12 protein-coding genes are annotated in these 13496 nt (G+C 68.0%); 9 read left to right on the plus strand and 3 right to left on the minus strand.

Annotated elements, in window-relative coordinates; genetic code table 11:
* Positions 1–269 precede the first annotated feature (269 nt).
* The 3 genes from K6V06_RS11295 to K6V06_RS11305 all read left to right on the plus strand — a co-directional run bounded on the left by K6V06_RS11295 (position 270) and on the right by K6V06_RS11305 (position 2266).
* Positions 270–818, plus strand: coding sequence for a peroxiredoxin (locus tag K6V06_RS11295; RefSeq protein ID WP_222243387.1), 549 nt, complete (start codon positions 270–272; stop codon positions 816–818).
* Positions 819–942: 124 nt separating this feature from the next.
* Positions 943–1464: a carboxymuconolactone decarboxylase family protein gene (locus K6V06_RS11300; RefSeq protein ID WP_222243389.1), complete on the plus strand. Its 522-nt coding sequence runs from the start codon at positions 943–945 to the stop codon at positions 1462–1464.
* 220 nt (positions 1465–1684) lie between these two features.
* A complete protein-coding gene (locus K6V06_RS11305) occupies positions 1685–2266 on the plus strand; it encodes a GNAT family N-acetyltransferase (RefSeq protein WP_222243391.1) in 582 nt (193 codons plus the stop codon).
* Positions 2267–2283: 17 nt separating this feature from the next.
* Here the strand turns inward: K6V06_RS11305 and ispF are convergent, their stop codons facing one another.
* Both ispF and ispD read right to left on the minus strand, forming a co-directional pair.
* A complete protein-coding gene (gene ispF, locus K6V06_RS11310) occupies positions 2284–2793 on the minus strand; it encodes a 2-C-methyl-D-erythritol 2,4-cyclodiphosphate synthase (RefSeq protein WP_222243393.1) in 510 nt (169 codons plus the stop codon).
* Positions 2790–3545, minus strand: coding sequence for a 2-C-methyl-D-erythritol 4-phosphate cytidylyltransferase (gene ispD, locus K6V06_RS11315; RefSeq protein ID WP_370637446.1), 756 nt, complete (start codon positions 3543–3545; stop codon positions 2790–2792). Before ispD ends, ispF begins: the two co-directional genes overlap by 4 nt.
* Before the next feature lie 236 nt (positions 3546–3781).
* On the opposite strand from ispD, the gene mfd reads away from it, so the two are divergent.
* The 6 genes from mfd (at position 3782) to K6V06_RS11345 (ending at position 12173) form a co-directional block, all read left to right on the plus strand.
* Positions 3782–7297, plus strand: coding sequence for a transcription-repair coupling factor (gene mfd, locus K6V06_RS11320; protein ID WP_222243405.1), 3516 nt, complete (start codon positions 3782–3784; stop codon positions 7295–7297).
* Between the two features lie 103 nt (positions 7298–7400).
* On the plus strand, positions 7401–8651 hold the full coding sequence (argE, locus tag K6V06_RS11325; protein ID WP_222243407.1) for an acetylornithine deacetylase: 1251 nt from the start codon (positions 7401–7403) through the stop codon (positions 8649–8651).
* Positions 8652–8799: 148 nt separating this feature from the next.
* On the plus strand, positions 8800–9666 hold the full coding sequence (serB, locus tag K6V06_RS11330; protein WP_222243409.1) for a phosphoserine phosphatase SerB: 867 nt from the start codon (positions 8800–8802) through the stop codon (positions 9664–9666).
* Between the two features lie 263 nt (positions 9667–9929).
* Positions 9930–10217, plus strand: coding sequence for a hypothetical protein (locus K6V06_RS11335; RefSeq protein WP_222243411.1), 288 nt, complete (start codon positions 9930–9932; stop codon positions 10215–10217).
* Positions 10214–10486, plus strand: a complete 273-nt coding sequence (locus K6V06_RS11340; protein WP_222243413.1) for a hypothetical protein — start codon at positions 10214–10216, stop codon at positions 10484–10486. The genes K6V06_RS11335 and K6V06_RS11340 overlap by 4 nt, the downstream gene beginning before the upstream one ends.
* Before the next feature lie 19 nt (positions 10487–10505).
* Complete coding sequence (locus K6V06_RS11345) at positions 10506–12173, plus strand: PepSY domain-containing protein (RefSeq protein WP_222243415.1); 1668 nt, start codon at positions 10506–10508, stop codon at positions 12171–12173.
* A gap of 98 nt (positions 12174–12271) precedes the next feature.
* Here the strand turns inward: K6V06_RS11345 and K6V06_RS11350 are convergent, their stop codons facing one another.
* Positions 12272–13465, minus strand: coding sequence for a cystathionine beta-lyase (locus K6V06_RS11350; protein WP_255581775.1), 1194 nt, complete (start codon positions 13463–13465; stop codon positions 12272–12274).
* Between the last annotated feature and the right edge of the window lie 31 nt (positions 13466–13496).

The following is a 13496-nucleotide window of genomic DNA, read 5'->3' on the forward strand; positions in this document are numbered from 1 at the left end:
CAGAACTATCCTGCCATCGCACGGTCATCGTTTGAAAGCACGCTTGCCGTCGGTGAAGACCTGCCGCTCTCCCCGGCTCTCTCCACTCGAAGGCCAGAGGGGGGAAGCGTCTCTGCCGGCCCACCACTGCCCCCTATCGCCCTCTTTGAGATTTTCAATTAGCCCTTGGCGAGAGGATGCTGCATACTCCCCTTTCGTTGGGCTGGCGGCCATTGTCCGCAATTGGCCGGCCAGCGCAGGCATTTGTTCAACCGTATCAGGAGAAGTCCATGAAGACCGTTGGTGACAAGCTCGAACCGTTCCACGTTGTCGGTGTCAAGCCGGGTTTCAACAACCACGAAGAGAACGGCCAGTCCGCTTTCGAAGACATCACCGAGAAGTCGTTCGAAGGCAAGTGGAAGATCATTTACTTCTACCCGAAGGACTTCACCTTCGTCTGCCCGACCGAAATCGTGGCCTTCGCCAAGCTGAACCAGGACTTCGCCGACCGCGACGCAGTCGTGCTGGGTGGCTCGACCGACAACGAGTTCGTCAAGCTGGCATGGCGCCGTGAACACAAGGACCTGGACAAGCTGCCGTCGTACCAGTTTGCCGACACCACCGGCTCGCTGATCGACCAGCTGGGCGTGCGCGAGAAGGACGCTGGCGTTGCTCTGCGCGCCACCTTCATCGTCGATCCGGACAACGTGATCCAGCACGTTTCGGTGAACAACCTGAACGTCGGCCGTAACCCGGAAGAAGTGCTGCGTATCCTCGACGGTCTGCAGACGGACGAGCTGTGCCCGTGCAACCGCGCCGTTGGCGGCGCCACGCTGTAAGGTCGATGCGAACGTCCCTGCCGGCCAGGCCGGTAGGCACGCGCAGGACCGAGCGGGGGAATATTCCCCCGCCATCAAACCCGCCTGTGCGGGTTTTTTGAGCCCAATGCGATAGGAGAATTTTATGGAATTCCTCAGCACGATCAAGAATCTTGTCCCGGACTACGCCAAGGACATCCGCCTGAACCTGGACGGCACCATCGCCCGCTCTTCGCTGGAAGGCAACGATGCGGTCGGCGTGGCGCTGGCCGCGGCGTTCGCCGCCAAGAGCAAGATCATCGTCGATGCCATCCGCAATGCCGGCGTGCTGTCGCCCGAGGAATTGAACGGCGCATTGACGGCCGCCGCGCTGATGGGCATGAACAACGTCTGGTACCCGTACATCGAAATGGCGGGCGACAAGGATCTGGCGAGCCAGCCGGCAGGCCTGCGCATGAACGCGTACGCGACGCACGGCGGCGTGGACAAGCGCCGTTTCGAAATGTACGCGCTGGCCGCCTCGATCGTCGGCAAGTGCCACTTCTGCGTCAAGTCGCACTATGAACTGCTGAAGAACGAGCAGGGCATGACTTCGCAGCAGCTGCGCGATGTCGGCCGTATCGCCGCAGTGATCGCCGCCGCCGCGAACGTGATCGCCGCCGAGTAAGCCGCGCCGTCCTGCGCATTGCCGGCCCCCTGACGGGGGCCGTTTTCGTTCGCCCGGTGCGTCGGTGCGACACCGACTGCGCCCGCTGCCTGGCCGGCCTACAATGCGAGGCACGCCCCTGCAACGAAGCGGCTTCGGGCCGCCCGCCGGCAGGTTTCAGGGATATGGCGCGACAATGCGCGCCGTCCAGATCGCCCCGCCCGGATAGCCGCGGATTGCCATGAGTCAGCTGCCCTCCCCGTCGTCCCCCCGCTTCCACTACCGCCTCGCCACCGCGTCCGACTGGGGCGATATCGCCACCGTCACCCAGGAAGCCTACGCGCAGTATCACCTGGAGATCATGGAGGACTGTCGCTCGTCCTTCCAGCAGGGAATGCGCTCGGTCCTCGCCTCAAACTCGGCCGAAATGGAATGGTGGGTGGCGGAGGCCGACCACGGCATCAGCGGAGCGGTCCTGTTCTGCCACCCTGGTGCCACCCTGCAGGCGCTGGACGGCAGCACCATCACGCTGGCGCTACCCGAAGCGCGGCTGCTTGCGGTCAGTACGAGCGCGCGCGGACTGGGGCTGGGACGAACGCTGATGCAAATCTGCATCGAGCGGGCACGCGACATCGGCGCGCCCGGCCTGATGGTGCGCACCATGCCGGAGATGGCGGCGGCCAACCGTCTGTGCGAACAGATGGGCTTTACGCGCCGGACCGAAGCCGGCGCCCGCTCGGGACCGCTGGAGCGGCTGGTGGACTACGTCTATCCGGTAACGAAGGAAGCGCCACCGGAGCCGCCGGCGCAGCCCGCGCTCTGAACTGCGCGGCGGGCGTGTCAGTCCTGCGCGGCCCCGCCCTCGTTGCGCCAGATCAGCACCGCTGCCTGCGCGACGATGCCTTCCTGCCTCCCCTCGAATCCCAGCTTCTCGTTGGTCTTGGCCTTGACGTTGCAGCGGTCGGCGGGAATGCCCAGGTCCTCCGCCAGGTTCGCCACCATCGCCCCGATATGCGGTGCCAGCTTCGGCGCCTGCGCGATCACCGTCGCATCGACGTTGCCAACCGCATAGCCCGCGCGCCGCACGCGCAGCACCGCCTCGCGCAACAGGGCGCGGCTGTCGGCGCCAGCGAAGGCGGGGTCGGTATCCGGGAAATGGCGGCCGATATCGCCCAGCCCTGCCGCGCCGAACAGCGCATCGGTCACCGCGTGCAGCAGCGCGTCCGCGTCGGAATGGCCGAGCAGGCCGCGGTCATGGGGAATCGTCACGCCGCCGAGGATCAGCGGGCGGCCGGGCACCAGGGCATGGACGTCATAGCCCTGCCCGACACGAAAGTCGAAAGGCATCATTCGGAATGGTCTCCAGGACTGGGGGCGGCAGGGGCGCCGCCGAGCAGGATTTCGGCGAGCGCGAAGTCCTCGGGCCAGGTCACCTTGAAATTGCGCAGCGAACCGTTGACCAGCCGCGGCTTCAGGCCGAGCCGCTCGATGGCGCTGGCCTCGTCGGTCACCTCCGCCCCGCACGCGAGCGCGTCTTCCAGCGCCTGGCGCAATACACCGATGCGGAACATCTGCGGTGTCTGCGCCTGCCAGAGGCCCTCGCGCGGCACGGTGCTGCCGATGCGGCTGGGCTCGGCGTCGGCACGCTTGAGCGTATCGGGCACCGGCACGGCGAGGATGCCGCCGATCGCGGCGTCGGGGCCGTCGCCCTCCACGGCCCGCACCAGCTGCTCGATCATCACCGGGGTCAGGCCGGGCCGCGCGGCGTCATGCACCAGCACCCAGTCGTGGTCGGCCGCGCCCAGTTGCGCCAGATGACGCAGGCCGTTCAGCACCGACTGATGCCGGCTCGGCCCGCCGACGAAGGCGGTATCGAAACGCAGCCCGGCAAAGACGGCTGCGCCGAAGCGCGCCTCCAGGGGCATGTCGTCGGGCGATAGCACCACGGCGGTGGCGGCGATCGATTCCGAGGCGGCGAAGGCGGCGAGCGGATACCAGATCAGCGGGCGCCCCGCCACTTCCCGGTACTGCTTGGGCAAGCCCGCGCCGGCGCGGCTGCCGGTGCCGGCGCAAGGAATCAGGGCAAAACGTCGTTCGGACACGAAAGGGGGTTCCGGAAGGCGGGAATGAATGACACGAGGCGCGTCGGCGGGTTGGAATTCGGAGGCGGTTGCAGGGGCGCGCCGGTTCATGAGGTCCACCGGGCGCCGGCACGCCGGCCCCCGGCATTCTATAATACGGCCCTTGCTTCGACACCCCGCCCGCACTGCCGGCGGGGTGCTGTCGTTTGCTGCCGCCCCTGTTCAACGCCCGACCGTTCGCACGGTCCGACCGCTTAATGTCCGACGCTTCGCCGCTGCCCCAGTCCCCCTCCTCCACCGCGCTGCCGGATGCCGTCCAGTTGCCGCTGCTGCGGCCGGGCCAGCGCCATCACGTCTTCGGCCTGCATGGCTCCGCCGATGCGATGAGCCTGGCCGCCTACGCCCGCCGCCACCGCGGCGAGATCGCCATGCTGTCGGTGGTCTGCGCCAATGCCGTCGATGCGCAGCGGCTGGCCGACGAGATTCCGTGGTTCGCGCCGGAGCTGCGCGTGCGGGTGCTGCCGGACTGGGAAACGCTGCCCTACGACAGCTTCTCGCCGCACCAGGACCTGATCTCCGAGCGGCTGGCGACGCTGCACGACATCCAGACCGGCCAGTGCGACGTGATGCTGGTCCCGGCGCAGACTGCCCTGTACCGCCTCGCCCCGCCGGCCTTCCTCGCTGCCTACACCTTCTTCTTCAAGCAGGGGGAATCGCTGGACGAGGCCGCGCTGAAGGCGCAGTTCACGCTGGCCGGCTACGAGCATGTCAGCGCGGTGATGCGCCCGGGCGAATACAGCGTGCGCGGCGGCCTGATCGATCTGTTCCCGATGGGCTCGCCGCTGCCTTACCGGATCGACCTGTTCGGCGACGAGATCGAGACCATTCGCGCCTTCGATCCAGATACGCAGCGCAGCCTGTATCCGGTGTCCGAGGTACGGCTGCTGCCCGGCCGCGAGTTTCCGCTCGACGAGCCCTCGCGCACCGCCTTCCGCGGGCGCTGGCGCGAGGTGTTCGAGGGCGATCCCAGCAAATCGCCGATCTACAAGGACATCGGCAATGGCGTGCCGTCTGCCGGCATCGAGTACTACCTGCCGCTGTTCTTCGAGTCCGCCGCGACGCTGTTCGACTATCTGCCGGAGGGGACACAGCTCGCCTTCGTCGGCCCTGTCGACGAAGCGGTGCGCCGCTTCTGGACGGACACGCAGCAGCGCTACGACTTCATGCGGCACGACCGCGAGCGGCCGCTGCTGCCGCCGTCGCAACTGTTCCTGAACGAGGAGCAGTTCTTCTCGCTGGCCAAGCCGATGGCGCGGCTGGTGCTGTCGGCCGCCGGCGAACGCGCAGGCGCTGCCGAGGGCGGTGCCGAAGGAGGCCAGCCCAGCGTGCAGACGGTGTCGTCGCCGCTGCCCGATGTGTCGGTCAACCGTCGCGCCGAGGACCCGCTGGTCAACCTCGAAGCATTGCTGATGCGCAAGCAGGCGCGGGTGCTGATGTGCGCCGATTCGGCCGGCCGCCGCGAGACGCTGCTGCAGCTGTTCGCCGAAAGCGGCCTGCGCCCGCAGACGGTCGAGGACTGCGCCGCCTTCCTTGCGGCCGATATCCCCTTCGCGATCGCGGTGGCGCCGCTGCAGAGCGGCTTCCTGCTGCCCGGCGCGGCGCTGGCCTTCGTCACCGAGGCGGAGCTGTACGCCAATACCGCGCGCCGCGCCGGCCGCCGCAAGCAGGAACAGGCCAGCAGCGTCGATGCGATGGTGCGCGACCTGGCCGAGCTGAAGATCGGCGATCCGGTCGTGCACGTGGAGCACGGCATCGGCCGCTACCAGGGCCTGGTCACCATGGACCTGGGCCAGGGCGACGAGGAATTCCTGCACCTGGACTACGACAAGGGCAGCAAGCTGTACGTACCGGTGCACCAGCTGCATGTGATCTCGCGCTATTCGGGCGCCGATCCGGACACCGCGCCGCTGCACCAGCTCGGCACGGGCCAGTGGGACCGCGCGCGCCGCCGGGCCGCGCAGCAGATCCGCGATACCGCCGCGGAGCTGCTGAACCTGTACGCGCGCCGGGCGCTGCGCGAGGGGCATGCCTTCGCGCTATCGCCGAAAGACTACGAGACCTTCGCCGAGAGCTTCGGCTTCGAGGAAACGCCGGATCAGGCCGCGGCCATCTCGGCGGTGATCGCCGACATGACCTCGGGCAAGCCGATGGACCGGCTGGTCTGCGGCGACGTGGGCTTCGGCAAGACCGAGGTCGCCTTGCGCGCCGCCTTCGTCGCCGTGCTGGGCGGCAAGCAGGTCGCGATGCTGGCGCCGACCACGCTGCTGGCCGAGCAGCACTTCCAGACGCTGTCGGACCGCTTCGCCGACTGGCCGGTGCGGATCGTCGAACTGTCGCGCTTCCGCACCAAGAAGGAGGTCGACGCGGCGATCAAGCAGATCAACGACGGCACCGTGGACATCGTCATCGGTACCCACAAGCTGCTGTCCAACGAGGTGCGTTTCCAGCGCCTGGGCCTGGTCATCATCGACGAGGAGCACCGCTTCGGCGTGCGGCAGAAGGAAGCGCTGAAGGCGTTGCGGGCTGAAGTCGACGTGCTGACGCTGACCGCCACGCCAATTCCGCGCACGCTGGGCATGGCCCTGGAAGGCCTGCGCGACTTCTCGGTGATCGCCACCGCGCCGCAGAAGCGGCTGGCCATCAAGACCTTCGTGCGGCGAGAGGAAGACGGCGTGCTGCGGGAGGCCATCCTGCGCGAGCTCAAGCGCGGCGGGCAGGTCTACTTCCTGCACAACGAAGTCGAGACCATCGAGAACAAGCGCGCGCGGCTGGCCGAACTGGTGCCGGAGGCGCGCATCGCGGTGGCCCACGGCCAGATGCACGAGCGCGAGCTGGAGCGGGTGATGCGCGACTTCGTCGCGCGGCGCGCCAATATCCTGCTGTGCACCACCATCATCGAGACCGGCATCGACGTGCCGACCGCCAACACCATCCTGATCCATCGCGCCGACAAGTTCGGCCTGGCGCAGCTGCACCAGCTGCGCGGCCGCGTCGGCCGTTCGCACCACCAGGCGTATGCCTACCTGCTGGTGCACGATCCCGAAGGGCTGACGCGCCAGGCGCAGCGCCGGCTCGAAGCGATCCAGCAGATGGAGGAACTGGGCTCGGGCTTCTATCTGGCCATGCATGACCTGGAGATCCGTGGCGCGGGCGAGGTGCTGGGCGACAAGCAATCGGGCGAGATCCACGAGATCGGCTTCCAGCTCTACACCGACATGCTGAACGCCGCGGTGAAGTCGCTGAAGGCCGGCAAGGAGCCGGACCTGATGGCCCCGCTGGCGGTCACGACCGAGATCAACCTCGGTACGCCGGCACTGCTGCCGAACGACTATTGCAGCGACGTGCACGAGCGGCTGTCGCTGTACAAGCGCTTGGCGAACTGCGAGCGCGCCGAGCAGATCGACGACATCCAGGAGGAACTGGTCGACCGCTTCGGCAAGCTGCCGCAGCCCGCGCAGGCGCTGATCGAGACGCACCGGTTGCGCATTGCCGCGCTGCCGCTCGGTGTGCGCAAGATCGACGCAGGCGAGGCATCCATCAGCGTGCAGTTCGTGCCGAACCCGCCGATCGATGCCATCCGCATCATCGACCTGGTGCAGAAGAACCGGCATATCAAGCTGGCCGGGCAGGACCGGCTGCGGATCGAGGCGAAGATGCCCGACGTGGCGGTGCGGGCGCAGACCATCAAGCAGACGCTGCGGCAACTGGCCTGAACGCGGGTCCGGGCGGGGGCGGAAACTCCCCCCGTGGCGGAATGGACGCCTTTCGGGAGCCGGGTGTAGGATCGGCCTGATCCAACTCCACTTCGCCCCAGCCATGCAAGCCGACACCCAGCAGACCGCGATGCCCTCCTCCTCCACTCCCACGCGCACGGTGCCCGGCGCGGCGTGGGGCGAGACGCCGGACAGCGCGCTGGACTGGACGCGCCGGCTGATTGCCTTCGACACGACCAGCCGCAACTCGAACCTGGGGCTGATCGAGACCATCCGCGACCATCTCGCCGCCCAGGGACTGGACCCGACGCTCAGCTACAACCCGGCCGGCAACAAGGCGAACCTGTATGTCACGGTGCCGGCCGCCGATGGCGGCGTGCAGGGCGGCATCGTCTGGTCGGGCCACACCGACGTGGTACCGGTGGACGGACAGAACTGGAGCATGGACCCGTTCGACCCGGTGGTGCGCGACGGCAAGCTGTATGGCCGAGGCGCCTGCGACATGAAGGGCTTCATCGGCACCGCGCTGTCGATGTTGCCGACGCTGCAGCAGGCGCGCCTGCGCGAACCGGTGCATTTCGCGCTGTCCTTCGACGAGGAAATCGGCTGCATGGGCGCGCCCTACATGCTGACCGAGCTGCGCGAGCGCGGCATCCAGCCCGCGGGCTGCATCGTCGGCGAGCCCACCAGCATGCGGGTGATCGTCGCCCACAAGGGGATCAATGCCTACCGCTGCTGCGTCAAGGGGCACGCCGCCCACTCGTCGCTGACGCCGCGCGGGGTCAACGCCATCGAATACGCCGCCCGGCTGATCTGCTTCATCCGCGACCTGGCCGATGAATTCCGCGCCCGCGGCCCGTACGACCAGGCGTTCGACGTGCCCTTCACCACCGCCTCGACCGGCACCATCCAGGGCGGCATCGCGCTGAACACGATTCCGGCGCTATGCGAGTTCGTCTTCGAATACCGCAACCTGCCCGGGGTCGATCCCGAAGCGATTCTCGCCCGCGTGCAGCGCTACGCCTTCGACGAGCTGCTGCCGCGGATGCAGGCCGAGCATCCGGACGCGGGGCTGACCATCGAGCGGATCGCCGCCGCGCCGTCGCTCGACGCGGCGGAGCAGGACGCGATCACCCAGCTGGTGCGCGCGCTGACGGGCGACCGGGACATCAGCAAGGTCGCGTACGCCACCGAAGGGGGCCTGTTCCAGCGCGCCGGCATCCCGGCGGTGGTCTGCGGCCCCGGCGACATCCAGCAGGCGCACAAGGCCGACGAATATGTCGAGATCGAGCAGCTGGCCGCCTGCGAGCGCTTCCTGCACAAGGTGGTGGACAGCCTGCGGGTGCAGGACTGACGCAAGCCTGCAGGGGGATTGACGCGGGGCCGCCGAAGGTTGCGGCAAGCCGGGGCGGCCAGTGCCAGCCCCCGGTTGATTACAATAGCGCCTCGCCACGGCGCCGCCTGCCGGCCGCGCCGCCTTTCCTCACGCAATCCCGCCTTCCATGACGCTGATCGTCCAGAGCCTTGCCCCCCTCGCCGCTTCCGATATCGACATGCTGCGCCAGCTTGCCGGCGCGCCGGGCCTGACGCAGATCAGCGAAACGGTGGCACGCGCCGAGCTGAGCTCCGAACCCCGCGCCGACGGCAGCGACGGACTGCGCGATGCGCTGGACGACTGGTGCGGCCCGCGCGGCATCGATTGGGCGATCGTCCCCGGCAACCGCCAGCTGTCGGACTTCCGCCTGGTGGCGATGGACATGGACTCGACGTTGATCACGATCGAGTGCATCGACGAGATCGCCGACTTCTGCGGACTGAAGGCAGAGGTGTCGGCCATTACCGAAGCCGCGATGCGTGGCGAGATCACCGATTTCAACGAAAGCCTGCGGCGCCGGGTGGCCCTGCTCAAGGGCCTGGACGCCAGCGTGCTCGACCGCGTCTACGCCGAGCGGCTGCGGCTGTCGCCCGGTGCCGAACGGATGCTGGAAGCCGTCCGCGCGGCGGGCCTGCGCACGCTGCTCGTCTCGGGCGGTTTCGTTCACTTCACCGGGCAGCTGCAATCCCGGCTGCAACTGGACTTCACCCGCGCGAACACGCTGGAGATCGTCGATGGCAAGCTGACGGGCCAGGTGCTCGGCGAGATCGTCAATGCCGAAGTCAAGGCGCGCACGGTGCTGGAAACCTGCGCAGCGATCGGCGCGCGTCCCGAGCAGGCCATCGTGATGGGCGACGGCTCCAACGACCTGAAGATGATGGCGGTCGCGGGCCTGTCGGTGGCCTTCCGTGCCAAGCCGGTGGTGCGGGCGAAGGCCGACGTCGCGTTCAATCACGTCGGCCTGGACGGCCTGCTGTCGCTGTTTCCGGTCTGAGGCGAGCGCAGCGCCCGAAAACCAACCCCTCTCCCCGGCCCTCTCCCCTTGACGGGGAGAGGGAGCACACCGCCAGCGGTGGAACCGCCGCCGATTGTCTCCCCTCGCCCGCTTGCGGGAGAGGGCCGGGTGAGAGGGCCGGGTGAGAGGGCAAGCGGCAGCCAACGCACAGGCAAGTCCAATAATCGTCCTTGCCCTCCAAATTGCGAATCATTATCATTCAGTTTTCGCCGAACCCTGTTGCGAAAGGAATGGATTCGCCTATGGAAGGACTTGCCATCGTGCTCGGCCTGATCGCCGCCGCATGCCTGTATCTCGCCTCGCCCAACCAGGTACTGGTTGCGCGGCGGGCCTCCCTGCCCTCGGCCGGCGTCCTGTGCTGGTCGGCACTCGCGCTGACGGTACTTGGTACCTGGTTATGGGCGCTGAGCCACGGCTGGCCCAGCGCCATCGCCGGCATGCTGGTGACGCTCACCTGCGCCGTCAGCGCCTGGCCGTTCTTCGGCACCTGGGTGCAATCGCGTCGCGCCAACGCACAGGAGGCAGCATGACGCTCGGAACCAAATGGCTCGCCGGCGCCCTGCTCGGCCTGCCGCTCGCCATGGCCCTGTGCACGCTGGCCGTGCTGCCGCTGCCAGGCGGCTGGAAGAGCGGCGCCGTCGTGGCAATCGTCGTCTCGCTGCCGCTGTGGGTGGCGATCTTCTGCGGCAGCGTGATGTTCCGCACCAGCCGGGCCGCCTGGCTGTGGCTGGCTCTGGCCAACGCGGTCTGCTATGGGGCACTGTGGGCGCTGCGCTCGGTGCCGGCGGCCGGTCTCTAAGGGTTCCAAAGGAGTCAGGATGAAACCCACTACCTTGCGCCTCTACCAGACCCTGCATACCTGGGTCGGCCTGATGGCCGGATGGGCGTTGTTCATCGCCTTCTTTGCCGGGGCGCTTACCGTCTTCCACCACGAACTGCACGAATGGCAGTCGCACGCGCGCATCCACAAGGAGGCGGCGGCGCCCACAGTCTCGACAGACCCCGCCGAGGTGGACCGCTTCGTCCAGAAGATGGTTGCGGCCCATCCCGATGCCGCCAAGAGCGCCTACGTGGTGCTGCCGACCGAGGGCGAGCCGGAGATGACGGCTTACTGGCAGGACGGCGCCGGCACCTGGCACATGACGACGTCTGCCAAGCTGGAAGCCGGCCAGACCTCGCCCAGGGACACCGACATCAAGCAGGTCACCGGTGAACTGGCGAACTTCCTCAACGTCCTGCACTACGGCCTGGGCATCCCCGACGTCGGCATCTACTTCATGGGCGTGGTCTCGCTGCTCTACGGCGTCGCGCTCGTTTCCGGCGTGCTGCTGCATCTGCCACGGCTGAAGAAGGACCTGTTCGCCGTACGGCCGGGGCGGAACCTGAAGCGCTTCTGGATGGACGCGCACAATGTACTCGGTCTGTTCAGCCTGCCGTTCCATCTGATCTTCGCCGTGACGGGGGCGCTGTTCTGCCTGTCGCTGGTGCTGATGATGGCGTTCAACACCATGACCTTCAACGGCAAGTTGATGAACGAGGTGCCGACCCTGACCGCCGGCGTGCCGATCGCCACGGCCGCCGGACGCCCCGCCGAACTGCTGCCGGCCGAGCGGCTGCTCGCCATCGCCAGGGAAGCCGGCGGCGAGCGCTTTACCCCCAATTCGATCCATTACCAGCAGATCGGCGACGCCAACGCGCTGGCGGATGTGCGCGGCGAAAGCGAGCGGGCGCTGGGCAACTGGGGTTCGGTGGGGCTGCATGCGGCAGCCGGCCAACCGAATTCGGGCGAGGTGATCAGCAACCAGACGGCCAGCGGCCGCGACACCAACCACGCGGTCTATAGCGCGATGTTCGCGCTGCACTACGGCACCTTCGGCGACCTGGGGATCCGCCTGGTCTACCTGCTGGCGGGCCTGGCCGGTGCGTTCGTGTTCTACTCGGGCAACCTGCTGTGGATCGAGTCGCGCCGCAAGCTGCGCCAGGCGGAACAGCCGCGCATCCACCGCCTGCTGGCGCAGGCTACCGTGGGTGTCTGCATCGGCTGCTGCGTCGGCGTGGCGGCGGCGTTCTCAGGCGCGCTGCTGTGGCCGGACCTTCCCTCGTCGTACGTCTATTTCCCGGTGTTCTTCGCCGCGCTCGCGTGGGCGCTGCTGCGTGCCCCGGTGCAGGCCGCGACCGAGCTGCTCTATGCCGCGGCGCTGGCTTCGCTGCTGGTGCCGGTGACCAATGCCGTGGTGACGGGCGACCATATCGCCCGCACGGTGGCGAACGGCCAATGGGGCGTGGCCGGCTTCGACATCGGCGCGATCGCTCTGGCCGCCGGATACGTGGCGCTGGCGCGCGCGACCCAGCGGCGTGCACGCAAGGGACCGCAGGATTCGGTGTGGGCGGCGCCCTCGGCCGCTGCCAGCAACGTCAAGGCCGCGCCCATCGCCACGGAGCGGCCCGCCACGCAAGCGACCGCTTCCGCGCACGACGCGGCCTGAGTCGCGTCGGCCAGGCTGGCCCTGGCCGGCATCGCCATGCTGCCCGGCGCGGAAGGACCATCGCGCCGGGCAGTGTCGTTTCAGGGTTGCCGAAGGACTCAGGCGCCGGCCAGATGCCGTTCCATCGCCGCCTTCAGGTCGGCGATCAGATCGCGCGGATCTTCCAGCCCGATATAGAGCCGGACCAGTTCGCCAGCGTCTTCCCAGCCCGCTGGCGGCCAGCTTCCGGCCGGACGCATGGTCTGCACGTGATAGGGAACGGCAAGACTGCGCGCCCCGCCCCAGGACCAGCCAATCGCAAACCGCTGCAGGCCCTCGACGAAGGCATCGACCTGCGCGCGTGCATACCGCTCGCGCAGCACGATGGCGAACAGGCCGCTCGCGCCGCTGAAATCGCGGCGCCAGAACTCGTGGCCCGGGCATTCGGGCAATGCCGGATGCAGGACCCGGGACACTTCCGGCCGCTGTGCCAGCCATTCGGCAATCTCCCGGGCGGCGCGGTCGTGGGCCGCCAGCCGTACCGGCATGCTGGGCAGCGAGCGCAGCACCAGATAGCAGTCGTCGGCGGACACGCCCCATCCCATGCGGGCACGCGCCTGCCTGAGCCGCTGACCCAGCGAGTCGTCGCGCCAGAGCACCGCGCCCATCAGCACGTCGCTGCCGCCGGACTGATACTTGGTCAGCGCCTGCACCGAAATATCGATGCCCTTGTCGAACGGGCGGAAATAAACGCCAGCCGACCAGGTGTTGTCGATCGCGGTAACCACACCCCGGCTGCGCGCCGCGGCGATGATGGCCTCGCTATCCGGCACTTCCATCGTCACCGAACCGGGCGCTTCCATCCAGATCAGCCGGGTTTCCGCGCGGATCAGGTCGGCAATGCCGGCGCCGATCATCGGGTCGTAATAGCGCACGGTAATGCCGAAATCGCGCGCCAGCCATTCGCCGTGATCGCGGTTCGGGCCGTAGACGTTATGCGGCACCAGCACATCGTCGCCCGCCTTGAGCAACGCGAAGTAGACCAGCGAAATGGCAGCGAGGCCGGAGGGCAGCAGCAGCGTATGCGAGGCGCCTTCGATCAGCGCCAGATGCTGGCACAGCGCCTCGCTGGTCGGCGTCGCATGCAGGCCGTAACGCCAATAGGTAGTCTCGCGATCGCCATGTGCGCGCAGTTCCGCCAGGTTGCGGAACACCACCGTGGAGCCACGATGGGTAGGCGGAGAAAAGGAGTCGAAGCCGGGAGGAATATCCAGCGCGGGCTGCACTGCCACGGTCTGCGGAAACGCAGGCAGCGGCTCGCCGGATACGGAAGAACTGGTGGTG

It is taken from the genome of Cupriavidus sp. AU9028, from assembly GCF_019795295.1.
Lineage (GTDB): Bacteria > Pseudomonadota > Gammaproteobacteria > Burkholderiales > Burkholderiaceae > Cupriavidus.